General features: G+C 39.6%; 17 protein-coding genes and 4 pseudogenes. 8 read left to right on the forward strand and 13 right to left on the reverse strand.

Going from position 1 to position 24648, the window contains the following annotated elements; genetic code table 11:
- The 4 genes and pseudogenes from CCAL9328_RS09785 to purB form a co-directional block, all read right to left on the reverse strand.
- A pseudogene (locus CCAL9328_RS09785) lies at nt 1-378 on the reverse strand (5,10-methylenetetrahydrofolate reductase); the annotation flags it as partial.
- A gap of 18 nt (nt 379-396) precedes the next feature.
- Nucleotides 397-2667: a 5-methyltetrahydropteroyltriglutamate--homocysteine S-methyltransferase gene (metE, locus tag CCAL9328_RS09790; RefSeq protein WP_169972362.1), complete on the reverse strand. Its 2271-nt coding sequence runs from the start codon at nt 2665-2667 to the stop codon at nt 397-399.
- A 484-nt stretch (nt 2668-3151) separates the two neighbouring features.
- Entirely contained in the window at nt 3152-3511 is a 360-nt protein-coding gene (locus tag CCAL9328_RS09795) for a DMT family protein (RefSeq protein WP_169972361.1), read from the reverse strand.
- 116 nt (nt 3512-3627) lie between these two features.
- Nucleotides 3628-4971 (reverse strand): annotated as a pseudogene (gene purB / locus CCAL9328_RS09800) (adenylosuccinate lyase); the annotation flags it as partial.
- 87 nt (nt 4972-5058) lie between these two features.
- Between purB and CCAL9328_RS09805 the strand changes: the two are divergent.
- Nucleotides 5059-5964: a pseudouridine synthase family protein gene (locus tag CCAL9328_RS09805; protein ID WP_170000539.1), complete on the forward strand. Its 906-nt coding sequence runs from the start codon at nt 5059-5061 to the stop codon at nt 5962-5964.
- A gap of 40 nt (nt 5965-6004) precedes the next feature.
- Here the strand turns inward: CCAL9328_RS09805 and CCAL9328_RS09810 are convergent, their stop codons facing one another.
- The 6 genes from CCAL9328_RS09810 to CCAL9328_RS09835 form a co-directional block, all read right to left on the reverse strand.
- Nucleotides 6005-7213, reverse strand: a complete 1209-nt coding sequence (locus tag CCAL9328_RS09810) for an SPM autocatalytic domain-containing protein (protein ID WP_170000540.1) — start codon at nt 7211-7213, stop codon at nt 6005-6007.
- Nucleotides 7214-7345: 132 nt separating this feature from the next.
- A complete protein-coding gene (gene rlmN, locus CCAL9328_RS09815; protein ID WP_170000541.1) occupies nt 7346-8524 on the reverse strand; it encodes a dual-specificity RNA methyltransferase RlmN in 1179 nt (392 codons plus the stop codon).
- A complete protein-coding gene (locus tag CCAL9328_RS09820) occupies nt 8521-9192 on the reverse strand; it encodes a purine-nucleoside phosphorylase (protein ID WP_228026638.1) in 672 nt (223 codons plus the stop codon). The genes rlmN and CCAL9328_RS09820 overlap by 4 nt, the downstream gene beginning before the upstream one ends.
- Nucleotides 9189-9947 (reverse strand): imidazole glycerol phosphate synthase subunit HisF, encoded by a 759-nt coding sequence (gene hisF, locus CCAL9328_RS09825; protein WP_169938060.1) that lies wholly within the window; start codon nt 9945-9947, stop codon nt 9189-9191. Before hisF ends, CCAL9328_RS09820 begins: the two co-directional genes overlap by 4 nt.
- A gap of 54 nt (nt 9948-10001) precedes the next feature.
- The gene (locus CCAL9328_RS09830; protein WP_170000542.1) at nt 10002-11594 is read right to left on the reverse strand and encodes a DUF4857 domain-containing protein; all 1593 of its coding nucleotides are present in this window, start codon (nt 11592-11594) and stop codon (nt 10002-10004) included.
- The gene (locus CCAL9328_RS09835; protein WP_211436850.1) at nt 11591-12424 is read right to left on the reverse strand and encodes an ABC transporter ATP-binding protein; all 834 of its coding nucleotides are present in this window, start codon (nt 12422-12424) and stop codon (nt 11591-11593) included. Before CCAL9328_RS09835 ends, CCAL9328_RS09830 begins: the two co-directional genes overlap by 4 nt.
- A 118-nt stretch (nt 12425-12542) precedes the next feature.
- Between CCAL9328_RS09835 and rsmA the strand changes: the two genes are divergently transcribed.
- From rsmA to CCAL9328_RS09855, 4 genes are read left to right on the forward strand one after another with little or no spacing between them, the layout of a single operon-like run.
- Nucleotides 12543-13400, forward strand: a complete 858-nt coding sequence (gene rsmA, locus CCAL9328_RS09840) for a 16S rRNA (adenine(1518)-N(6)/adenine(1519)-N(6))-dimethyltransferase RsmA (protein ID WP_169972356.1) — start codon at nt 12543-12545, stop codon at nt 13398-13400.
- A complete protein-coding gene (locus tag CCAL9328_RS09845; RefSeq protein WP_170000543.1) occupies nt 13369-15513 on the forward strand; it encodes a ribonuclease J in 2145 nt (714 codons plus the stop codon). Before rsmA ends, CCAL9328_RS09845 begins: the two co-directional genes overlap by 32 nt.
- 10 nt (nt 15514-15523) lie before the next feature.
- Entirely contained in the window at nt 15524-16483 is a 960-nt protein-coding gene (locus CCAL9328_RS09850) for a KpsF/GutQ family sugar-phosphate isomerase (RefSeq protein ID WP_170000544.1), read from the forward strand.
- 8 nt (nt 16484-16491) lie between these two features.
- Nucleotides 16492-17256: a pseudouridine synthase gene (locus CCAL9328_RS09855; RefSeq protein ID WP_169972364.1), complete on the forward strand. Its 765-nt coding sequence runs from the start codon at nt 16492-16494 to the stop codon at nt 17254-17256.
- 36 nt (nt 17257-17292) lie between these two features.
- On the opposite strand, the gene CCAL9328_RS11310 is transcribed toward CCAL9328_RS09855, so the two are convergent.
- Both CCAL9328_RS11310 and CCAL9328_RS09865 read right to left on the reverse strand, forming a co-directional pair.
- Entirely contained in the window at nt 17293-18576 is a 1284-nt protein-coding gene (locus CCAL9328_RS11310) for a YbaK/EbsC family protein (protein ID WP_170000545.1), read from the reverse strand.
- Nucleotides 18577-18631: 55 nt separating this feature from the next.
- Nucleotides 18632-19072 (reverse strand): MarR family winged helix-turn-helix transcriptional regulator, encoded by a 441-nt coding sequence (locus CCAL9328_RS09865; RefSeq protein WP_170000546.1) that lies wholly within the window; start codon nt 19070-19072, stop codon nt 18632-18634.
- A gap of 123 nt (nt 19073-19195) precedes the next feature.
- Here CCAL9328_RS09865 and CCAL9328_RS09870 point away from each other — a divergent pair, with 123 nt between their 5' ends.
- The 3 genes and pseudogenes from CCAL9328_RS09870 to CCAL9328_RS09880 all read left to right on the forward strand — a co-directional run bounded on the left by CCAL9328_RS09870 (nt 19196) and on the right by CCAL9328_RS09880 (nt 23378).
- The gene (locus CCAL9328_RS09870; RefSeq protein WP_169972352.1) at nt 19196-19615 is read left to right on the forward strand and encodes an efflux RND transporter periplasmic adaptor subunit; all 420 of its coding nucleotides are present in this window, start codon (nt 19196-19198) and stop codon (nt 19613-19615) included.
- A 38-nt stretch (nt 19616-19653) separates the two neighbouring features.
- Nucleotides 19654-20325 (forward strand): annotated as a pseudogene (locus CCAL9328_RS09875) (efflux RND transporter periplasmic adaptor subunit); the annotation flags it as partial.
- Nucleotides 20322-23378 (forward strand): annotated as a pseudogene (locus tag CCAL9328_RS09880) (efflux RND transporter permease subunit). The pseudogenes CCAL9328_RS09875 and CCAL9328_RS09880, both read left to right, overlap by 4 nt.
- A gap of 238 nt (nt 23379-23616) precedes the next feature.
- On the opposite strand, the gene CCAL9328_RS09885 reads toward CCAL9328_RS09880, so the two are convergent.
- The coding region (locus tag CCAL9328_RS09885) for a phosphoethanolamine transferase (protein WP_170000547.1) at nt 23617-24648 on the reverse strand (1032 nt) is incomplete at its 5' end.

The raw sequence follows: 24648 nt of genomic DNA on the forward strand, positions 1-24648 counted from the left end.
CTTGCTTGATGAACTAGCACCCACAAAAACGCATATCGAATTTGGCGAAAGCTCGTTTATAAATTTCTCAAATTCCGCTCTATCATACTTGCCCACAACCTTATAAATCACCGCAGGAACGCTTGTCCTCATCCAGTCGCGATAATAAATTTCAGGCACGATCGGCTCGATAAGCCCGAAAACTCGATCACTTTCGTTCCTATCGCTCTCGTCTTGTATGTCATAAAGCACAACACCGTCACAACCGATACTTTGCACTCGTTCGCGATGAAGCGTTCCTAGACGCTCCTTCTCGCTTAACTCTACGTTATCACGCGGTGGAGTCATGCCATAAAGCATGATCCCTTGCTTGTTTTGTAAAATTTTATCAACCAGCATAAAATCTCCGCATGAAATTTATAACGCTCTTGCGATTTTTACCGCTTCAACCATATTTTTTAGGCTTGGCTCGACCTCTTCCCATTTACGAGTTTTTAGTCCGCAGTCTGGGTTTATCCAAAGTTGCTCTTTTGGAAGCACTTCTAGTAGCGCTTTTATCTGCTCTACTTGCTCCTCGACGCTTGGGATTCTTGGGCTGTGTATGTCGTAGATGCCAGGCCCTACCTCTTGTTTGTAGCCAACAGCTTTGAAAATTTTAAGTAGTTCATTGCCTGAACGAGCTGTTTCAATTGAGATAACGTCCGCATCCATCGCTTCGATAGTTTTTATGATGTCGTTAAACTCAGAGTAGCACATATGCGTATGGATCTGCGTTTCAGGGCGTGCTGAGCTAACTGAAAGCTTAAAGCAGTCCACTGAGAATTTCTCGTAAGCACCGATATTTTCAGCTCTTAGCGGATAGCCCTCTTTAAACGCCGCCTCATCAACTTGTATGATTTTTATACCCGCATCTTGAAGGTCAGCTATCTCATCATTTATACAAAGTGCAAGCTGTTTTGCGATTTGGGCTCTTGGTTTATCATCACGCACAAAAGACCAGTTTAGGATAGTAACAGGGCCAGTTAGCATACCTTTCATTATCTTGCTTGTCTTGCTTTGCGCGTAGCTTATCCACTCCACAGTCATCGGATTTGGACGGCTCACGTCACCAAATAGAAGTGGTGGCTTAACACAACGGCTACCATAGCTTTGTACCCAGCCATTTTGGCTAAACGCATAGCCCTTTATCTGCTCGCCAAAGTACTCGACCATATCGTTTCTCTCAGGCTCACCGTGAACTAGCACGTCAAGACCGCAATCCTCTTGGAATTTCACGCACTCATCTATATATTTTTTGATACCGTCGTTGTAAGTTGCCTCATTTATCTCGCCCTTTTTGAAATTTTGGCGAAGCACACGAAGCTCAACAGTTTGTGGGAAAGAGCCTATCGTAGTGGTTGGCAGGATACCGTAGTTTAAGGCTTTATGCTGCACTTTTATACGCTCTTCAAAGCTCATCTCACGCTCAAATTTTGTTAGTTTTGACACGCGCTCTTGCACCGCTTTATCGTGGATTAGGCTTGAGTTTGCACGTGAGTTTGCACTAGCTTTGTTCTCAGCATAAATTTTCGCGCCCACTTCGCATAGCTCTTTGCCGTTTGCAAGTGCTGTGATGATTGAGATTTCGCTTAGTTTTTCAACCGCGAAGCTTAGCCAGCTCTTTATCTCTGGGTTTAGTTTTTCCTCATATTTTAGAGTAAATGGCACGTGTAGAAGCGAGCAAGATGAGCCTACGTAGAAGTCCTTGCCACCTAGTTTTGCCTCGATCTCTTTTACAAATTTTACTCTCTCATCGATGTTGGTTTTCCATATGTTTCTACCATTTACCACACCGGCAAATAGCTTAACGTTGCTATTTTTGATGATTTCAAGAGCTTCAATATTTCTTTCGCCATAAACAAAGTCAAGACCAAGACCGTAAATTTTAGTTTTTACTACTTCATTTACCGCTTTTAGCGCGTGCTCAAAATATGTCATAAATACGATTTTAACGTTATTTGCCACACTTGTTAGCTTCTCATACACAGGCACGATTTTAGGAGCTAATTTTTCATCTTTATCGGTTACAAATATCGGCTCATCAAACTGAACGATAACCTCATCATCAAGCTTTGAAATTTGCTCTAGAAGCTCGCTGTACTTTGCTACCACAGTGTCTAGGTGGCAAAACGCGCAACTATCATCAGTCGTCTTTGAAAGCGCTAGAAAGGTGATAGGCCCGATTAGGTTTATCTTAGTTTTTACGCCGTTTTCTTTAGCCTCTTTATATTCAGCAATGATTTTGTCAGCATTTAGTGCGAATTTGCTATCTTTGTTTAGCTCAGGCACGATGTAGTGGTAGTTTGTGTTAAACCACTTTGTCATCTCCATAGCCACAGCAGTGTCAGCACCTCTAGCCATCGCAAAGTATAGCTCCTGACCGCTAAATTTCGCAAAACGAGTTGGAATAACACCAAGTGCGAAAATCGTATCAAGCATAAGATCATAAAATGAGAAGTCGTTGCTAGAGATTAGCTCTATGCCAGCATCTTTTTGATACGCCCAGTGTCTAGCGCGAAGCGTCTTTGCTGTGGTTTGAAGGCGATCGTTATCAAAGCCCTCTTTTTTACTCCAAAAGCCCTCTAATGCACGCTTTAACTCTCTTTGTTCACCGATTCTTGGAAACCCTGTTACATAACTTTTTATCATAATAATTCCTTTAAAATTTATATTTTTATTATTTTATTTAAAATTTTATAATCGTGTTATCTTGAGATGAGTTTAAATGTTTTTGCAGTTTTCAAGGCTGCAGATAAGGCATGTAGCCTATCAAGGAAGAAAAAACAAAAATCATTTAAAATCGCTCAAGAGAATATGATTAGAAAGGTGGGTGACAACCGGATTTTCGTAAACTAAAATGAAATTTATAATACTCCTGCCCGATAAGATAGGCAACGAGTTTGATGAGATTTGCAACCATGCAAAATACAAACATTAATATCAAGTTTTTAACGTTTTTTATAAAGCCTTTTTTGCATGGGATATCTCATTATAATCCTTGTATAATGTAAATTTTGCGTTGATTATAAAATTTTTTGATAAATTTGTAAAGATTTTGTAGCACTAAGCAGTTATTTTGTGCTCATGTGAGTAAATTTAAAACACATTGGCGCAAAACCTTATCAAAAACGTATTATTTTTTAAAGATAAAATAAACAGCTAAAATAAGAAAAATAAAACCTATAATGTGGTTTAGTCGCAAAGTTTCGCCCTTAAAAACTAGCAATGTAAATACGCAAAAGACGCTTAATGAGATCACCTCTTGAATGACCTTTAACTGCCATAAATTAAAAGCACCTCCGTTGCCGCTAAAGCCTATGCGATTTGCCGGAACTTGCAAGCAATACTCAAAAAAAGCTATCCCCCAGCTAATGATAATGATCCAAAACAAAGCCAAATTTTGCGTGCCAAATTTAAGATGGCCATACCAAGCAAGCGTCATAAATACATTTGAACCGATCAATAAAGTGATAGTATAAGTTGCATTTAGCATCAAAGTCCTTGTGTCAGGAGATATAAGAATTTAAAAATTTAAAACACACACACGATAAATTTCGGCGTGTAAGTTTTCCTAAATTTATCGTGTCTTTTATTTGCTAAGAGTTTAGACTACTCTGCAAAAACCCTTTTAAAAATTCTATCGACATTTTTTGTGTAGTAATTGTAATCAAAGCAGTCCTTGATCTCGGCTTCGCTTAAATTTGCTCTTAGTTCTGCGTCGGCTAGTAAATTTTGCAGATATAAGCTCTCGCCGTTTTCGTTTATCGCCTTTTTTCCTTCTTGCAAGTCGGCCCAGACCTTCATAGCGTTTCTTTGAACTATCTTATATGCGTCCTCACGCGAAATTCCGCGTTTTGGAAGCTCCAAAAGCACACGCTGAGAGAAAACAAGACCTCCTGTTAGGTTTAAATTTTTCATCATATTTTCAGGATAAACAACTAAATTTTGGATAAGTCCCGTTAAGCGTGACAGCATAAAGTCTGCCGTTATAAACGCGTCAGGCAAAACAAATCTCTCAACCGAACTATGGCTGATATCGCGCTCATGCCAAAGTGCGACATTTTCCATTGCAGGTAGGGCATATGCACGTAACATCCTGCAAAGTCCTGTGACATTTTCGCTTAGCACAGGGTTTCTCTTGTGCGGCATTGCACTTGATCCTTTTTGTCCAGGGCTAAAATACTCCTCGCACTCATAAACTTCGGTGCGTTGATAGTGGCGAACGGCAACAGCGATCTTCTCACAGCTTGAAGCAAGTATGGCGATCGCATTTAAAACTTGTGCATATCTGTCACGCTGGATGACTTGGTTGGAAGCAGGCGCTACACCAAGACCAAGCTGAGCACAAGTAAACTCTTCTAGTTCAAGTGGCGCATGAGCAAAATTTCCCATAGCTCCACTTATCATGCCGACACTTATGACTTTTTTAGCGTGCTGCAAAAGCTCTAATGCACGTTTTATCTCATCATGCCAGATAGCTACGACTAAGCCAAAAGTTATAGGCTCACCATGGATACCGTGACTTCTGCCGACCATTAATGTGTTTTTGTGTTCTAAAGCGCGAGTTTTTAAAGCGCCTAAAAGCTCATTAACATCAGCCTCTATAAGCTCTAAACTATCGCGTATCTGCAACGCAACAGCCGTATCTATACAGTCAGAGCTGGTCATACCAAAATGCACAAAACGGCTCTCTTCTCCAAGGCTCTCACTTACACTCGTAAGAAATGCTATAACATCGTGCTTTGTCGTGCGCTCGATCTCATCTATCCTAGCGACATCAAATTTAGCATTTTTGCAGATCTTTTCGCAGTCTGTATCGCTTATAAAGCCTAGTTTGTTCCACGCTTTAACAGCAGCTAGCTCAACCTTTAGCCAAGCGTCGTATTTTGCTTGTATACTCCACTTATCGCTCATGACTTTTCTTGAATATCGCTCTACCATTTTGTCCTCTTTTTGTGTATAATTTTTGGAGAAATATTATATAAAATTTGGGCTAAAATAGCGGTTAAATAATTTTAGCTAGATGATATGGGATAAATTTTGGCTTACATAAACAAATTTATAAAAAATGTAAACGGCGAAAAAGCATATGAAATTTTACTCTCGTTGGGATACAAAATGGGAGAGGCTCAACGCCTGATAGATAGGGCAAGGTTGGCTTGTGACGGGGAAGTTGTGCGAGAGAAAAATGCCGTTTTATTTGGCAATGTAAGTTTGATAGAGTATGAGTGCAACCCACGCGGGCTCATGCCGATATTTGAAACGCAAGAATTTGCGGTATTTGACAAACCAAGTGGTGTGCTTAGTCATCCAAACGGCAGACACTGCGAATACTCACTAAATGATGAAATTTGGCATCTTTTTGGCAAAAAAGCCGCGGTTGCACATAGGCTTGACCGCGAAACGAGCGGGCTTATAGTTGTCGCTAAAAATCCAAAAACACAGGTAGAACTTAAAAGGCTATTTGAAGAAAGAGCAGTAAAAAAGTCCTATCTTGCAATGGTTGTGGGGCAAACAGCTAAAAATTTTACGGTCGATAAAGCTATGGATCTAGCTGATAACTACGATGATGTCAAGACTCGCATGAAAATTTGCGATGACGGCAAAAGTGCGATAACTAAATTTGAGTTAGTAAAATACTTTAAAGATATTGGTGCAAGCTTACTTAGATGTTATCCTTTAACAGGTCGCCAGCACCAGATAAGATTGCATTTGTTTCACGAGAAACATAAAATTTTAGGTGAGCCTCTTTATGGGCTAAGTCGCGATGAAGTGATAAAGATACTGGATAACGAGATGAGTGAGGCGGAGCGTTTTGCCTTAACTGGAGCTAATCGACTTTTACTTCATGCTGATGAAATTTCATTTGAATTTAACAGCAAAATTTATAATTTGAAGAGCACATTTAACACGTATGAAGAGTTTTATAGATTAGCTAAAATTTAAATCACACACAAAATTCTTTACTGTGCTTGACGAGTTATTTTTAGATTGTTTTGTCAACTTTTTGCTCGGCTTTTTCCATTAGTTTTATAACTCTTATGCTATTTTCCCTATCGGCCTTTAAAAGCTCTTTGAAAAAATGCTCTTTAAATTTATCTTCATATGTGTAAGTTTGTGTATTTTTACTTTCGCCTTTTATGGGCTTAAATTTTTTATCGTCTTCTTTTTGCTCTCCCACTTGATCGCTTATAAAAGCAAAGGTATCTCTGCCTCCAAAACCCTCTAATGTATCACCTAGTCCATTTAAAGCACCTAGTTCAAGTAAATCATTTTCATCTCGCTTAGCAAAATCTATTTGTGCGATAGCTCCTGCGCGACCATTTTCAAAAAGGAATAAACCCGTGCTCCTTAGTTTTGCCATTTCAGTATTTATATCATTTTTAAAGCTGAAATTTCCTTGCGCGCTTCCTAAGAATATCGCACCCACACCAACCTCTCCAAGAGCCAACAACCTTTTACCGTCATCATTGTTTTGCCAAATTCGAAGCTTGTTAAAAATTTCATCATTTTCATCTATCCAGCCATTGCCGTCATCATCAAATTTAGCCAGATCGACAAAACCATCTCCGCTTCGTGTGCCAAAAAGCTCCGATCCGTCATCGATAGCACCGTTTTCGTTTAGGTCAAGAGCTAAAAAACCGGAATTTGCTCCAAGACGCGATATCTGATCTACCTCTCCATCTGCATCTATATCAAAAGCTATCCTATCGTTTTTTATACTCGGCATACCTCCATCAAGAGCGATGACAAGCGGATCGTAAAATTTTGATACAACATCAAAAAGAGTTATGCTTCGCAAAAAGCTTCTTTGTAACATTAGATCAAGATCGACTTCCAACTGTTTGCCGTCAGCCATTACAACAGCTTTTGTTTTTATCTTTAGCTCTTCTGTTTCGCTACTTTCATAAATGGTCGTATCTAGCATATTTGTTGTGGAAAGCTCTTTCGTTTCATCCCTTGCGTCCCGCAACACCTTTATTATATTTGAGCTTATTTTAGCTAACATATACTCTTGGTTAGCATTTGTGTTAGTAGAAATTTTATTTGATATTTCTGGTTTTTTGGTATTAATGTCAGTTTCATTTGTGAAATTATCTTGTGTTGTGTTAGTAGTTTTTAAAGAGACGCCCAGCTCGTTTTTTGAGCTGAGATAGTTAGAATACATATCCACAATATAGCTATCTATTCTCATTTTACACCTCAATCAAATTTATAATAATATCGGCAAAAATGATATAAATTTTAGCGCTCTTCCTTGATAACTTTTAGCATAAAAACAAGCCCCACTAGCACCACTGCTACTATAAATACTAGCTGAGCTATATCAAGCAAGCTCATTTTTACCTCTTGGGTTGTTAGTGCTAGTTGATTTGCTGGTAGTAGTTTGGGCTTTAAATTTAGCAGAGTTATCACTAGCGTTAGTTGATTTTTCGTTAGCTTTTACATCTTCTTTGCTTCTCTCTTTTAGTTGACCGCAAGCAGCAGAGATGTCAAGCCCTTTGCTTTGTCTTATAGTGCAAGTTACACCGTGTGCTGCCATGTAGTCTTGAAATTTGATCATAGTTTCGCGCTCAGGACGTCCATACTGACTTCCCTCGTGAGGGTTAAAATATATGAGGTTTACTTTAGCTTTTATACCGTGAAGCAGTTTTACAAGGGTTTTAGCATCATTTATACTATCGTTTAGATCTTTTATGACAAGATACTCAAAAAGCACCCGCTTTCTCATATCTATAGGAAATTCTCTTACCGCCTGCATAACAGCTTCTATGTTATATGCTTTGTTTATCGGCATGAGCTTCGTGCGCAGCTCGTCTGTAGTCGCGTGAAGCGAGATGGCCAGAAGCACGCCTAAATTTAAATCACCCAGCTTTTTTATCTGGCTTGCAAGACCGCTAGTTGATATCGTTTGGCGACGTGGAGCGATAGCTAAACCGTCGTTTTCTTTTAGGATATGCACGGCTTTTGCAACGTTAGTTAGATTATCTAGCGGCTCACCCATACCCATGTAAACTACGTTTATACGACGCTCGTAAGGTATGTTATTTGCCTTTTTTATCCATAAAATTTGACCTACTATCTCACCAGCGCTTAGGTTTCTTGTCAGTCCACTCTTTGCCGTAAGACAGAAGCTACAGCCCATGCGACAACCAACTTGAGAACTAACACAGATCGTATATCTAGCATGACGCTTTATGCCGCCGTCTTCGTGCGTTAGCTCCTCTTTCATAGGAAGCAAGACACTCTCTATGCGCGACCCGTCAGCTGCTTCAAAGAGATATTTAACGCTTTTGTCCGAGCTTGTTTCAGATCTTACACACTTCAGTGGCTCAACAACAAATTCGCTTTTTAGCTTTTCTCTCATTTCTTGTGGCAAATTTGTCATTTCATCAAACGAATTTGCACCCTTTTTATATATCCATTCATAAATTTGCTTAGCTCGAAATTTGGGAGAGACAACTTCTTCTAGCTCTTTTAGCGTATAGTCAAGTATATTTTTCAAATCAAACCTTTGTGTTCTAAATATTCGCAAAGCATATCTTTGGCAAGCGAGTGGTTATGCATAAAGTCCTTATGCGCATTTGCGTTACAAAAATTTGTCGCGATAAAAATGCCTTTTGCTGGGATGTTAAATTTCTTTGCGACTGCCATAATAGAGTAAAATTCCATATTTTCAGCATATGCGCCAAGCTTAAAAAGCTTTTTGGCACTTAAAGTATCTTTGGTGATAAAATTTGAAGAATTTATAAATGTTTCGCGTGAAACATCATTAAAAACCTCTTGTGGAACAGGCACATAAGACTTATCGTCAAGTAGTGAAATTTCAATATTTGCAGCATTTTGACTTTCGAAAATTTCAAACAGTTCACCATTTTTATAAAGTCCTGCCGAGCCTATGAAGATGATCTCGTTTGGCAAGAAATTCTTTTGCTTCTTTACATTTGGCTCTAAAAATTTGGCTAAAATTTCACACTTGCTATACTCCACAGCAAGCAAATCATGAAGAATTTCATCTGAAACCTTTAAACTTTTTAATTCGTCAAATAGCGTAAGTTGAGCCAAAATTTCACTTAGTCTTACTGCGCTATCTACAAGCCCTATCCCAACAGGGACGGCAAAGTCAAAGCTCTCGCTTTCTCCAGCACAGACAAACAAGCACCCCTCTTTCAAAGTCTAACCTCTACTCCATTTTGCGACAAATAACGCTTTAGCTCTAAAATTTCTATCTGTCTAAAGTGAAATATCGAGGCAGCCAATGCGGCATCAGCGCCGTTTAAAAATGCCTCTTTTATATGCTCCATTGTTCCTGCTCCGCCACTTGCGATGATAGGGATTTGTAGCTCGCTACTCATCTTGCTGGTAGGATATATGTCATAACCATCTTTTGTGCCATCTTTGTCCATCGACGTTAGCAGTATCTCCCCTGCTCCACGCCTTTCTACTTCTCTAGCCCACTCAAACGCATCTTTACACGTGTCTATACGACCGCCGTTTATAAAGACGTTGTAAGAGTTTCCGACATTTTTGATATCAATAGCAACAACAACACATTGCGAGCCAAATTTCTTAGCAGCTTCGTTGATCAAATTTGGCTCATGCACTGCAGCCGAATTCAAGCTAACCTTATCGCATCCGACATTTAAAAGACGTGATATGTCATCAACCGTGCGTATCCCGCCCCCTACGGTAAGTGGTATAAAAAGCTCTTTAGCGATCTTTGCCACCACATCAACCATGGTGTTTCGTCCTTGATGTGTGGCAGATATATCCAAAAAACAAAGCTCGTCGGCACCCTCGTCATTATAACGTTTAGCAACCTCAAGAGGATCGCCTGCGTCAACAAGTCCTACGAAATTTACACCCTTTACCACGCGCCCGTCTTTAACGTCAAGACAAGGAATAATACGTTTTGCGAAATGTTGCATGAAACACCTTATTTAAATTTTAGTGATTTTATCCAAATTTCGCTTAATAAGCTTTTACCGTTTTAACTGCGCTTCTCCCAGCTTTTCAAGGTTAAATTTATCAAAAACAAAAGCCTTATAACTATCGCCGTCATCAAGCCTTATCTGTATAAATTTAGGATCAAAGCCGACTCTAAGCCTCATTTTGCCAAGCTCAAAACCATCAACACTTGTGTCTAAAGTAACATAATTTTTATCAAAAAAGTATATCTTGCCATCTTTAAAAGCAAGACCTAAAAAGTCGGTATTATCATTTTCTACGATGTGTAAATACTCGTAGTTTTTTAAGCTAGAAACAGCTTTAAAACTTAGCTTATTATTATACATTTTGATATTATAAAAATCACCTTTCGCATCTTTAAAGAATAAACCCTCGTCAAATATCTTTAAATTTGTAAAACGCCCAAAAACACCTTGAACGGGAAATTTCACATCAAGTTCTTTTGCTTTTTGATTAAAAACATGCGTAAGCTCTTCATCTTTTTCGCCGTCGTGATGATAAAGCGTTAAAGCATTTTTACCAAAGTAAAGCATATCTTCAGCTGAGGGTATGTTTGAAATTTTAGGATTTGGGTTAAAGAGTGGATACAGAGGGATCTTTGGCGGATTTGCCTCATTTTGACTTAATGTCATAGACATCCTGGAGGCTCTTATTTCATTTTCGCTATATGTTTTTCCATCTATAGTTACAGGTAGTTTTCCCTGCTGTTTTAAGTCCATAAAGTAGTTAAATGCTAGCTCATTTTTATAATCTAGTTCGTTTTGAAACACCTTACCGCTAACGCTTTTATAGGCAAAATAATGACCACCTAAATTTTCTTGATAGATAAATTCTTTTAAACTCGGCGAGTAAAATATATAATACCTTTCACTTTTATCGGCAAATTTATCTTTAAAAATTTCATATCCCCCTATCGATAAAACCAATGAAACTGTGGCGCAGGCAAGAAAAAAAGGAACTAGCTTTAATGATATTTGTTTATGTGATAAAAGTGCATTAAAACCAAAAATAATGCCTGAAAATGCCAGGGCGACAAGCAAGAAAAAGCTATTTATATAAAATATCAAAATCACACAAACCAAAGCAGCAACAACTCCAAATATCGCTGCTCGTCTAACAAACATATCAAGTAAGATCGCACTTGCAAAAAGATAAATTATAACACCGCAAAAACAGTAATAGCTCCAGTTTATAAGCACATAAATACTAATAACATCAGGATAAAATTTAACCGACAAAACAAGCAGCCAAAGCCCAAAAACCAACCAAACTAACACAAAGTATAACAATGCAAAAAGATAGTGCCAAAGTAAAATTTTAAAACTAGAAATCGGCAAATAAAGTAGGCATTTTATGCGATTTCTTTGAGGTAAAAACTGCGCTAACGCAACGCTAACAAAGGTACTAACGACAACAAAAAGCGTTAGTCGCTCGGGTTCATTTTCAAAAAATACATATTGATACCAGATAACGGCTTCTGGGTGGATAGCGTTAAATTTAAAGAAAAAATCAAAACTAAACCAACTAAAAAATAGTACCAAAACAGCAAACAATGCCGACAAAAACAGCCATAAACGGCTAAATTCTTTTAAAAATATCGCTCTCATTCATAAAGTCCTACATAACCTAAAAATTTATCTTCAAAACTTGCATTCATCGGTTCAAAACCATCTAAATTTACAAAACCGTATGCCATTTTATGATGTTTAAATTCATCTATATTTTTAAAGTCAAATTCATTTAAATTTAACTCTTTTGGTAACTTATAGACATGAAAATTTGACATAAAATCACCCATGTTACTCTGATAAATCTCTCCACCACGCTTTATGATCAAAAACTCATCTATCAAATTTTCAAGATCGCTCATAACATGGCTTGTTATAACGACGGTTTTGTCCTTGCCGTCTAAATAATCCTTTAAAAAGTCGCCAAAAAGTCGTCTATAACCTGCATCAAGCCCCATAGAATAATCGTCAAAAATAAGCACTTTTGCATCTTGCGCAAAAAGCGAAGCAAGAACGACTTGCGACTTTTGACCAAATGACATCGAGCTTAATTTTTGATCCTTGTTTAACTTTAGAAGCCTTACCAGATCGTTATAAACCACACTATCCCAATTTGGATAAAATGAGCTCAAAAATTCCTCGTATCTTGCGATACTTAAATGATCATAACTAACAAATCCCTCAAAAAGCAAAGCTATATCTTGCTTTGTTTTAGCGCTTAACTCAAAGCTATTTTCTCCAAGCACCCTGCACTCGCCGCTCTTTGGCTTGATATAGCCCATAAGTATATTTATAAGTGTGCTTTTGCCAACGCCGTTCCTACCTAAAATACCAAATACATTACCTGTTTTTACGCTAAAATTTAAATTTTGATAGATTAATTTCTCGCCGTAAAAATGGGTTAAATTTTTAACTTCTATCGCATACATTTTGAAATCCTTTATTAAAATTATACTACCTAAATATTAAAACTAAGCCATTAAATACAACAAGTAATGTTGCTATAAGTATTTTTTGGTTATAATCGCCCGTTATTTAGGAAAAGTGATGATAAAAGCAAAAAAGAAATTTGGACAGAACTTTTTACAAGATCAAGGCGTTTTAAGCAAGATCATCAAAGCGATTCCCAACGAAACTACACCTAATTTTAATAAAAACGTAGTTGAGATTGGGCCTGGCTTGGGTGATTTGACCTTTTGGCTTTTAAATAGCGGCTTTTTGCTCACAAGCTATGAGATAGATGATGAGCTAGTGCCGATCTTGAATGAAAAATTTCAAAAAGAAGTCAAAGAGGGACGATTTAGACTGATAAACAAAGATGCGAATGAGGCGTGGCGAGAGCAACAAAGCCTAAGCGATAAACCATATATTTTAGTGGCAAATCTTCCATATTATGTTGCCACAAAGATGATATTGTCCGCCTTACAAGACGAACTTTGCGTAGGCGTAATAGCCATGACACAAAAAGAAGTCGCACTTAAATTTGCCTGTAAGGGCGAAGATAGCGACTTTAGCGCTCTTGGAGTTTTAGCAAATTTAAACGGCTCTTGTGAGTTGTTGTTTGACGTAGCACCGGAGTGTTTTGAGCCAAAGCCAAAGGTTGTTTCATCAGTTTTGCAAATAACTAAAAGTCATGAACTTTTAGGAGAGTTTGGTTTATTTAAAAATTTAAGCGAGTATAAAAACTTTGGGGAATTTCTAAAGATTTGTTTTAGCGCCCCCAGAAAAACTCTACTTAAAAACCTAAGCTCAAGATTTGATAAAAATTTATTAAATCAACTCTTTTTAGAGATGAATTTAAATACAAATTTACGTCCTCACGAGTCAAATGTCGCCTTGTATTTAGAAATTTACAAACAAATAAAGGCAGATAATGAACGAAAACAACAACGAAGTAACGGGTAGCGGAAAAACAAATAAAAAACGACGCTTCCGTCCAAAAAACAAAAACAAACAAACTAACAGCGAAAGCACAGCATTAGTAGCTACTAACGGCTCACAAACTCAAAGCGTTATAGATAATTTCTTTGCAGCTCCGTTTGGTAACGAAGAGCAACATACCGAAAGTGCGCCATTGGCCAGTAAAAAACCACACAAACACACTAATAAAAAATCTCCAAAAGTTAGTAATGAAGCTAACAAAAATGTAAAAAAAGAGACTAACCAACCAGCCGCTAACACTAACAACGAGGTCGAAAAAACAGGTGAGAAAAAAGCTAGAAAGAAAAAGATCAAACGAAATTTACCTGCAAAACTAAGCGGTAACGAACCCTGGCAGCAAGACATAGCTTCTGCGATGCAAGCAAACGAAGCTGCACATGAATTAATACTTGAACCACTAAAATATCTAAACTCAAGCGACCACAAGATCCGCATAACCCCACTTGGCGGACTTGGCGAGATCGGCGGCAATATGACGATATTTGAAACCGAAACCTCGGCTATCATAGTAGATATCGGCATGAGTTTTCCAAATGAAGGTATGCACGGAGTTGATATCTTGATCCCGGACTTTGACTACGTAAGAAAGATAAAAGACAAGATCGCAGGCATCATCATCACTCACGCGCACGAAGATCATATCGGTGCTGTTCCTTATTTTTTTAAAGAGTTTAAATTTCCTATCTATGCCACTCCGCTTCCGCTTGGTATGATAAACAATAAATTTGAGGAACATGGTCTAAAAAGCGAACGCTCGCTATTTCGCTCTGTTGAAAAGCGAAAACCTTACATGATAGGTGAATTTGAGGTAGAATGGATACATATCACACACTCTATCATTGACGCAAGCGCACTTGCCATAACAACAAAGGCAGGAACAATAATCCACACCGGCGACTTTAAGATAGATCACACTCCGATAGACGGCTATCCTAGCGACCTTGGACGCCTGGCTCACTACGGCGAAAGAGGTGTTTTATGTTTGATGAGCGACAGCACAAATAGCTATAGAGAAGGCTTTACAAAGAGCGAAAGCAGCGTCGGAAAGACATTTGACGCGATATTTGCCAAGTCAAAAGGACGTGTGATAATGAGCACATTTAGCTCTAACATCCACCGTGTTTATCAGGCTATAGAGTGGGGACTAAAATACAACCGTAAAGTTTGTGTCATCGGACGAAGCATGGAGCGAAATTTATTTACGGCGATGGAGCTAGGTTATATCAAACTTGATCGCAAAATTTTTATCGACGCAAACGAAGTCGGTAAATATAAAGACGACGAGGTGCTTATCGTAACCACCGGAAGTCAAGGCGAAACTATGAGCGCACTTTATAGGATGGCGACCGACGAACACAAATACATAAAGATCAAACCGACAGATCAGATAATAATCAGCTCAAAGGCTATACCGGGCAATGAAGGTAGCGTATCGACCGTACTAAATTTCTTAATCAAAAGCGGTGCAAAAGTTGCCTATCAAGACTTTAGTGAAATTCACGTCTCTGGACACGCCGCCCAAGAAGAGCAAAAGCTTATGGTTAGGCTAATAAAGCCTAAATTTTTCCTACCGGTACACGGCGAATACAACCACATAGCAAAGCACAAAGAGACTGCGATAAGCTGTGGGGTCGATGAGAAAAACATCTATCTAATGAGTGACGGCGATCAAATAGAAGTTTGTCAAAAATACATGAAACGTATCAAAACGGTAAAAACCGGCAAGGTATTTATAGACAATCAGATCAATAAACAAATCGCAGACGATGTTGTCATCGACAGACAAAACCTAGCAGAGTCGGGCGTAGTAATGATAATCGCACAAATTTCAAGCCATAACCAAAAGCTAATCGGCAAACCACGCGTTATTAGCTATGGACTTGTCGCAAACAAACAAGACGGAGAGTTTAGTCGCGAGATGCAAGAGGTTTTGGTGCAGTTTTTAACCAACGTAAAAGAAGAACTCTTAAAAGACAACAGAATGCTTGAAGGTCAAATTCGTCAAGTCTTAAGAAAGCACATCTTTAGAAAAGTTAAAAAATATCCAACAATCGTTCCGATAATTTATCTAATGTAAGGCATGAAATATGAACTTAATCGAAGTCGCAAAAGAAGTTTTACGAATAGAAGGCAATGAGCTTTTAAGACAGGCTGATAAGCTAGGTGCGGAGATAGAAAATGCCGTAAATTTGATCCATTCGATCAAGGGCAAGGTTATAATCACGGGTGTTGGCAAAAGCGGTCATATCGGCGCTAAGATCGCTGCGACCCTAGCAAGCACAGGCACGTCAAGCTTCTTTTTACATCCTACGGAGGCTATGCACGGCGATCTTGGCATGATAGGCAAGGATGATTTGGTTCTTGCGATTAGCTTTAGCGGAGAGAGTGACGAGCTAATTAAAATTTTACCCCATGTGAAAAGATTTGGCGTAAAGATCATAGGCATGACTAAAAATTTAGATAGTTCGCTTGGTAAATTTAGCGATGTTGTTTTAGCTCTTGATATCGTTAGCGAGGCATGTCCTTTAAATGCGGCTCCAACAACCTCAACGACGCTAACTCTGGCATTAGGAGACGCTTTAGCCGTTTGCTTAATGCAAAAAAGAAATTTTAAAGCAGAGGATTTTGCAAATTTCCACCCTGGTGGCTCTCTTGGCAAAAGACTTTTTGTTAAAGTTAAAGACGTCATGAAAACACAAAACCTACCTATCGTTAGCGAAGATGTTAGTATTAAAAACGCTATAGATACGATGACACACGGTAAGCTAGGCAACGTCTTGCTAACTAACAAAGACGGAGTGTTAGTTGCCATACTTAGTGATGGTGACCTTAGACGTGCGTTAATGGATGAAAATTTCAATATCAACGAACAAGCTATAAAATACGCCACTAAAAATCCAAAGGTGCTGGATAACGAAAATATCCTGGCTATCGATGCACTTAGCATCATCGAAGAGTATAAAATTCAACTTCTAGTCGTGTTAAACGGCGGCAAGATAGCCGGTGTTTTACATATACACGACCTAACTGGCTTAGGACTAAAATAATGGAAAAAATGCGTATAAACAAATTCATCTCACACAACACAAACTACTCTCGCCGTGAAGCCGATGAGCTTATCAAACAAGGCAAGGTAACGTTAAACAACCGCGTTGTTAGTGATATGAGTGTTAGCGTGGGCGAGGATGATAAGGTCAAAATAAACGGACGTTTTGTAAAACTCAAAAAAGACTTTACAATGATCGTTTACCACAAACAAAAAGGTGAGTTAGTAACTAAAAAAGACGACCGTGGACGAAAAACTATATATGATAATCTACCTCACGGGTTTTCAAAATTTGTTAGTATCGGACGCCTTGACTATGCTAGCGAGGGTTTGCTTTTACTAACAGACGCCCCGGCTATCGCAACTGCTTTGATGAATAGCGACATCGAGCGTGAATACTATCTAAAAGTAAAAGGCGAGATCACAGAAGAGGTTAAAACCGCGATGAGAGAGGGATTTTTCGCGGCTGACGCAAGCAAAGGAGCTCATACAAAAAGCAAGATAATCTCAATGCAATTTGCCCCATTTGTAGCCTTTGATATATTTGGAAGTAGTGGCGGATATACAAAGCTTCGCGTTATGATAAACGAGGGTAAAAACCGAGAGCTTCGACGTTTCTTTGGATATTTTGACCTTGAAGTTATGGACTTAAAACGCGTTAGTTTCGGACGTGTAGAGCTTGGAACTTTAAAAGAAGGTAAGTGGCGTTACTTTGCAAATAACGAATACGAAGACCTACGCGACTTCCTAAAGACAAACAAAATTTACTACTAACAAACGGCTAACATTAAAACCTTATTAGTTTTAATGTTAGCTTCTAAAAGCCTCGTTCAAAGATAAAATTTCATCAAATTTAAGCCCTATTTTAAGCGCATTAAAGCCGTCTTTTATAACATTTAAATCATTCAACATAGGCAAAGTATCAGTCGATCTGCTTGTTAGCCATGAGAGTATTATCATCTCTTTTGTTGTATCTTTTTGTGCGGCATAAAATTTGGCTAAATTTATAAATTTTAAATTCTGCGAGTTTATGAAATTTTGATCTATCTTACATAAAGACGATATCTTAAGCTCTTTAAGGGTATTTGGCTCAAGCAAAGCTTTTATCGCGCTAACCTGGGTTATCTCACAAACCTCTTTGAGCTTATCAAAACCAGTCTCATAAACTCCCCAGTTTGCCACCAAGCCATCTTTAACAAGCTCCTCCATAAGCGTCGCTTTCTCTATGGTATCGCTATTTATGTCTAAAAAGCAAAGCTTGACACAAGAAACTCCTAAGATGTCTAATACCTCTTTTATCTTAAATTTTATCTCGTTTGTATTTAAATTTATTGGCAAATTTAAAGCAAATTTTACACTTCCGTTACTATCTTCAAACGCCTTTTTTGCAAGACTTTCACCTCCGCTTGGTATATCAAACAGGTCATACCCTGTCTCACAAGCTTTACATATAAAATTTATCGCCTCATTTTGATCCATTCTCAAAATTTGCGTACAATCAACCCCTATAGGCATCACGCTTAATTTACCTACGCGTCTTACGTTATCGGCAAATTTTATCACCCTAGGCTTGGCTATACGCTCGTAATCCTTAACATTAAGCACGATAGAGCGCTCAAGAAGCCCCGCGTTAAACGCTATCTCGTCATATCTTTTAAATAAATTTTCATCAACCACAAGCATAAGTTGCTCATGAAAGCTAAAAGGAGGCACGGCACCAAAGACGCAGTCAGCCAAGATCTCAACCTCGGCCGGAGATGCAAGAGATGCCTTATTTGCGCCAAGTGCGTTTGCTAGCTTACTTAAATTTGCGCTGTGATCTGCTGGAAATACGGCTAAAACGTGAAATCTACCGGATTTTACATTTAAATGTTTATCAAGCAAAAGAGAAGTCGGCATGTTGGAGCCGACAAATTCATCTAAATTTGACGTCTTTATCGTGCAAAGCAAGGCCTTTGCTCCTTGAGCTAAGACACTTTTTCTGACATTTGCTACAAGCTCGCTCGTCCCTGCTTTTTCATGCTCTATCACACGAAATTTCGCACCGTTTGCGCTTAAAATTTCTCTTATATTATTAAAAATTCTCTCCGACATGACGTGTTTTCCTTTGATATAAAGCATAATTTTAACAAAAAATTAAGTGTGAAAACTATTGAGGACTCATATTGTCAACTTGCTTTTTATATATATCACTAAATTCATCAAGTAAAGCAAATAGTCTAGCGCTCTTTTTTTCGCCAAATTTGCTAAATGCACTCTCATTTATTTTTATAAATTTAACCATCGCGGGCTCAACCTGCGTCTTGCCAAGCGACGTTAAGCACACTATCCGTTCCCTTTTATCCTTGCTACTTTGAGCTAGCTCTATCCATCCCTTTTCGCGGTACTCTTTGCAGATATTAAAGACCGTTTGCTTTGGCAAAAACCACTCATCGCTTACCTGTTTTTGCGTGCATTTGCCATCATTGCTAAAATATACAGTATAAAAAAGCGCAAACTCGTTGTAGCTAAAGCCTACGTTTTTTATACAAGTTTCGATTGAATCTTCTATTTGCGTATTATAATTACCTAAAATGTCGAATTTATTCATCTTTTAGCCCTATATTTTGCTTTACAAGAATTGTAGCAATTTATAAAACCAAATGCAAGAAATTGACAATAGTCTTAAATTTGACTATAATGAGCCCTATTTTAGTAAATTTTAGGACTATATATGAGAAATTCAATTATATTTCTGGCTATCTTTTTAACTCTATTTTTCGCCGGTTGTTCTAGCGATGAGGCAAAAAATATGGATCAACCGCTTGCTAAAATAAACGTAGTGAAAGCAAAAAGCGTGGAATTTACCAAAAGCTTGCGACTTTACGGCACGTTTAAAGCGCGTGATGATGTGGCGGTGGCAAGCTCCTTGCAAGGTATGCAAATTTTATCGGTTGAAGTAGAAGCTGGCGAAAATGTCAAATCGGGGCAAATTTTAACCTATTTAGAAAATGTGGGCGCAAGGTCCGAGCTAGAACAAAACAAGGCAAATTTAAAGCGCCTGGAAGCGGAACTAACGGCACAAGAAGCTACTTTAAAAGAAGCACTTTCGACATTTGAGAGATATAAAATCTTGCAAAAAATAGCGCCCTAAGCAAGCAAGACTACGAAGCGCAAGAGGCAAAAGTAGCCACCACAAGGGCAAACATAAAGTCCGCAAAGGCACAAATAGATCAAACAAAAGCGGCGATAGAAAACAGCGCTCACCAGCTAAACAAAACCGAGCTAAAAGCACCCGTTAGCGGGCTAATCACCAAAAAATCAGCCGTCACCGGAGCGCTTGTAAATTCAGACGCACTCTTTAACATCGCAAAAGATAGCATTTTAGAGCTTGAAGTAGAAGCAGACACAAACGAAATAACGCTTCTAAAACCAAACCAAAAAGTGCTAATAAACCTTACAAACTCGCAGCTAACGTTTGATGGCGAAATTCGCCTCATCTATCCAGAGCTAGACCCAGCCACAAGGCTTGGCAAGGTGCATGTAAAACTCACAAGCGAGCAAAACGCAACTCTTGGTTCTTATGCAAGTGCGGTTATAGATTTGCCAGCACAAGCCATAAATTTCGCACTTCCACTATCGGCTGTCTCGTTTGAAGCAAACGGCACAAAAAGCGTAAACGTCCTAGATAAAAACAACAAAATCTACAAAAAAGAGGTAAAAACAGGCGAGGAGCAGCGAGGTCTAGTCGAGATAACAAATGGCATAAACGCGGACGACGTCGTAGTCTTTCGCGCCTCTGCTTTTATCGACGAGGGCGACACCGTGGAGCCAAATTTTATAGAGTTTAAAGAGACAAAATGAATATCTCAACCCTAGCTATCCGCCGCCCTATCCCTGTTATCGTGCTATTTTTCGTGCTTACAGTGCTTGGAATTCTTTCATTTAACCGCCTACCGATAAACGCCGATCCAAACGTAAATTTCCCCATAGTAACCGTAACCGTCACGCAGTCTGGCGCATCGCCTGACGAGCTAGAAAACAGTGTAACACGCCGCATAGAGGACGCTGTCGCAGGCATAGCAAGCGTAAGACACATCACCTCGACTATCAGCGAGGGACAGTCGGTTACATCGGTAGAATTTGCCCTAGAAACGGACAGCGACAGAGCCGTAAATGACGTGCGTAATGCCGTTTCGCAGATTAGAAGCGAACTTCCACAAAGCATAGATAGCCCTATCGTTGACCGCCTAGACACCGAGGGCGGAGCGATACTCTACTATGCTGTCAAGTCGCCAAATTTAGACCAAACCGAGCTAGCCTACTTCATAGACAACGAGATCACTCGTGCACTTTTAGCCACCCAAGGCGTGTAGCAAGTAACCAGACTAGGCGGCGAGAAGCGTGAAATTCGTGTTTTACTTGACCCAGCCAGCCTAAATTCCTACGGGCTAACCGCCGTGCAAGTGCATAACGCTATCGCGCAAACAAATGCAAATATAGCGGGCGGTAGAGCGATATTAAGCGAGCAAGAGCAGTCAATCCGCGTGCTAGCAAGTAGCAAGAGCTTAGAGGCGTTAAAGGAGCTTAGCATCGCTATCTCTGGTGGGCGTAGGGTAAAGCTATCGCAAATTGTTGACATCATAGACTCTCACGCCGAGGTGCGAAGCAAGGCTAGGCTAAATGGAAAAGAGGTGTTAGCCTTTAATGTCTCAAGAGCCCGTGGGTCAAGCGACACGGTAGTGGCAAATGGTGTGCAAAACGCCATAAAAAGCCTAAACGAACAGTATGCAGACATCAATATAAGTGAAATTTACAGCCTCGTTGATAACACCAAAGAGAACTACAACGTAGCCATCAGCACCTTGCTTGAAGGGGCGTTTTTAACGGTGCTTGTGGTATTTTTGTTCCTACGTAGCTGGCGTGCTACGCTTGTCGCGGCTATCTCGCTCCCACTCTCCATCCTGCCAGCGTTTGCAGTGATGGATATGCTAGGATACACGCTAAACAGCATCAGCTTGCTAGCTCTTACGCTGGTTGTGGGTATCTTAGTCAATGACGCGATAGTTGAAATAGAAAACATCGAGCGACACCTATCGCTTGGCAAGCGCCCTTATAAAGCCGCCCTTGACGCGAGCGACGCCATAGGCTTTGCAGTTATCGCCATAAGCCTTACTATCGTGGCGGTCTTTATGCCTGTTAGCTTTATCTCTGGTGTCGTGGGGCAGTATTTTAGTCAGTTTGGCGTTACAGTTTCGGTCGCAGTGCTAGCCTCTTTGCTTGTCGCACGCCTTGCTACGCCGCTACTTGCGGCCTACATACTAGCTCCGCACGCTCATAAAGAGAGTATCGAACGTGAAAGTAGTATAAAAAAGGCTTATGTAAAAGTGCTTGAGATGGCTTTGAAATTTCGTAAAACTAGCCTTATGGTGGGAGTTTTACTCTTTATCCTCTCGCTTATGCTCGTCCCACTTCTGCCCACAGGCTTCGTGCCAAAGGCAGACATCGGCAGCTCACAGATAAACATCACCCTACCACCATCAAGCACGCTAGCGCAAACTGACGCTCGCTTTAGAGAGCTTGACAAGCTCATCAGAGAGCACGAGGAAGTTAGCCACGTCTTTATGAGTGCTGGCGGAGACGAGACGAACAAAGGCTGGCTACTCGTGCGCCTAAAACCGCATAATGAGCGAAGTATTAGCCAAAAGGAGTTTGAGGATAGGCTGGGTGGGGAGCTTGCCAAATTTGCCGATATGCGATTTTCATTTAGCAACGAATACTCTCAGCGCGACATCTCTATAATGCTCTCAGGTAACGACCCAGCCACACTAAAAGAGACAGCCATAAGGCTAAAAGCGCAGATGAGAGAGGTAAAGGGCGTGGCAAACCCGCAGATAAACGCACCTCTAGCAAAGACCGAGCTGCAAGTAAGCTTGCTAGCTAATGAGGCGGCAAAAAGAGGGGTAACACCACAAGCCGTGGGCGATTTGCTCCGCATAGCAACGGTGGGCGACACGGGCGGAACATCGGCTAGATTTAACCTACCAGACCACCAGATCCCTATACGTGTAACTCTAAAAGAGGAGGCTAGAAACGATATAGAGATACTGCGCTCGCTTAGAGTGGATAGCACGGATGGCTCAGTCGTGCCGCTAAACACGGTGGCAACTCTAAGCTACGGCGAGGGACTTTCAAGTATCGAGAGGTTTGATAGAGAGCGGAGAATTTCAGTGGACGCCGACCTAGTATCAGGCTATACGATAGGCGGTGTGCTAGGTGAGATAAACGCCTTAGAGGTTATGAAAAACTTGCCCGCAGGCGTCAAAGTGCCAGAGTATGGCGACGCTGAGTATATGAACGAGATGTTTGAACAGTTTGGGCTGGCGATGGGCTTTGGCGTGATGATGGTCTTTGTCGTGCTCGTGCTACTTTTTAAGGACTTTTTGCAGCCACTTACTATCTTAGTCGCGATGCCTCTTTCCATCGGCGGAGCGATAGCGGGTCTGCTAGCCTATAAAGCCGCACTCGACCTTGCCGCTGTGATAGGAATTTTAATGCTAATGGGTATAGTTACGAAAAACTCTATCTTGCTTGTTGACTTCGTTATAGAAAAAAGAGCTGGCGGTATGGCGCGCCTAGAAGCTCTCATAAACTCAGGTAAGGATCGGGCACGCCCTATCATAATGACTACTATCGCGATGGTAGCGGGTATGCTTCCGGCTGTCTTTGCAAGTGGCTCTGGGGCGGCGCTTCGCGCACCTATGGCGGTGGCAGTTATCTGCGGGCTTATCGCTTCAACGCTACTTAGCCTTGTTTTCGTGCCGGTGGTCTATTCGCTAATGGATGATTTTAAAAATTTCCTTCTGCCAAGCCTTGTACGGCTAACGTCGGTAACAAAGGAGGATAAAGAGAGGTAGACTACTATAGATTATAAAAGAGATGCCAAACGAACTATATCAACCATGTGTTAAATTTAAGCAAGTGTAATTTTAATTGAGTCATTAAAAAGACATGCATGGCGAGATAGTTTGATTTAAGTTAAGCTACTTAATGAGCAAATTCAATATCCAGGTAACATAAAAGATAGTGAAAGAAACAAAAGGCATTTATCAAACAAGATATACAAAGAGGCAAATTTCTTGCCTCTTAAATCGTTTAATACTTGCTAAAAATATCAAATTCTTTCTCATAACCAGCAGTTTTTATCCCCAAATATCCCAAAACCGAGCTAAAAATATAATCATGCGAAAATTGCGCATCTTTTAAAACTAAAAGGCGTTTATTTACAGCATTGTTGTTTGAGTAAAAGATAAAAGGCACATGTTTTTGATACTTTGGCGCTATAGCATATGGCAAACCATGCAAATACACGCCATTTTCGCCTAAACTCTCACCGTGATCAGATATAAAAAACATAGCCGTTTCAAACTCATTTTCACGTTTTTTTAGCGCTTTTATGAGCTCACTTTGCAAGAAATCTTGATATAAAATAGTATTATCATACGTGTTTTGTATCTCCTCTATACTACATTTATTTAGCTCGGCAGTATCGCAAGTAGGCGTAAACCGTCTAAATTCATCAGGATACTCTTTAAAATAAATAGGTCCGTGCGAGCCTTGCACATGAAGCACAATGAAAGTAGTATTCGTGGCTTTCTCTATCATATCTATCGCATCTTTAAATATCACCTCATCAAAATTTATAGCCTTATACTCTTTTACATTTTCTTTTATAAGCCTGTCACATACGGCCTTGCATCCACCACTATTATTGCCAAGCCAAAATGTATCTATGCCGACACTTGAAATTACATCAACCAAATTTTGCCTACTATTTGCTTTTGCGATATCAAAATCACCCCTTTTAAGATCTGAAAACATACAAGGCAAACTAACCGCTGTTGCAGTCCCACACGAGTAAAATTCACTAAAACTTATAACATTTTGCTCTTTTGTGTAAAAATTTGTTTCGTTTTTTGTATATCCATTTAGTGAGTAGTTCGCGCTTCTTTGTGTTTCTTCCACAACAAATACGACAAGCTGTTTTTTGGTGCTTTTATGCACAGCATCATCTGCTATAATAGTAAACGGCATATCTTTTTTATTCATACTCTTATAAAATTTAATACATGAATAAATGGGATAAAATGGCAGAAGTTGAAATCTTGTAAGATACCTTTTTAAAGA

The organism is Campylobacter sp. RM9328, assembly GCF_012978615.1.

What these genes read in the sequence shown, in the direction of transcription:
- metE (WP_169972362.1), bottom strand. Translation starts at nt 2,667, where the DNA reads ATGATAAAAAGTTATGTAACAGGGTTTCCAAGAATCGGTGAACAAAGA.
- CCAL9328_RS09795 (WP_169972361.1), bottom strand. Translation starts at nt 3,511, where the DNA reads ATGCTAAATGCAACTTATACTATCACTTTATTGATCGGTTCAAATGTA.
- CCAL9328_RS09810 (WP_170000540.1), bottom strand. Translation starts at nt 7,213, where the DNA reads ATGAGAATAGATAGCTATATTGTGGATATGTATTCTAACTATCTCAGC.
- hisF (WP_169938060.1), bottom strand. Translation starts at nt 9,947, where the DNA reads ATGCAACATTTCGCAAAACGTATTATTCCTTGTCTTGACGTTAAAGAC.
- CCAL9328_RS09830 (WP_170000542.1), bottom strand. Translation starts at nt 11,594, where the DNA reads ATGAGAGCGATATTTTTAAAAGAATTTAGCCGTTTATGGCTGTTTTTG.
- CCAL9328_RS09835 (WP_211436850.1), bottom strand. Translation starts at nt 12,424, where the DNA reads ATGTATGCGATAGAAGTTAAAAATTTAACCCATTTTTACGGCGAGAAA.
- rsmA (WP_169972356.1), top strand. Translation starts at nt 12,543, where the DNA reads ATGATAAAAGCAAAAAAGAAATTTGGACAGAACTTTTTACAAGATCAA.
- CCAL9328_RS09845 (WP_170000543.1), top strand. Translation starts at nt 13,369, where the DNA reads ATGAACGAAAACAACAACGAAGTAACGGGTAGCGGAAAAACAAATAAA.
- CCAL9328_RS09850 (WP_170000544.1), top strand. Translation starts at nt 15,524, where the DNA reads ATGAACTTAATCGAAGTCGCAAAAGAAGTTTTACGAATAGAAGGCAAT.
- CCAL9328_RS09855 (WP_169972364.1), top strand. Translation starts at nt 16,492, where the DNA reads ATGCGTATAAACAAATTCATCTCACACAACACAAACTACTCTCGCCGT.
- CCAL9328_RS11310 (WP_170000545.1), bottom strand. Translation starts at nt 18,576, where the DNA reads ATGTCGGAGAGAATTTTTAATAATATAAGAGAAATTTTAAGCGCAAAC.
- CCAL9328_RS09865 (WP_170000546.1), bottom strand. Translation starts at nt 19,072, where the DNA reads ATGAATAAATTCGACATTTTAGGTAATTATAATACGCAAATAGAAGAT.
- CCAL9328_RS09870 (WP_169972352.1), top strand. Translation starts at nt 19,196, where the DNA reads ATGAGAAATTCAATTATATTTCTGGCTATCTTTTTAACTCTATTTTTC.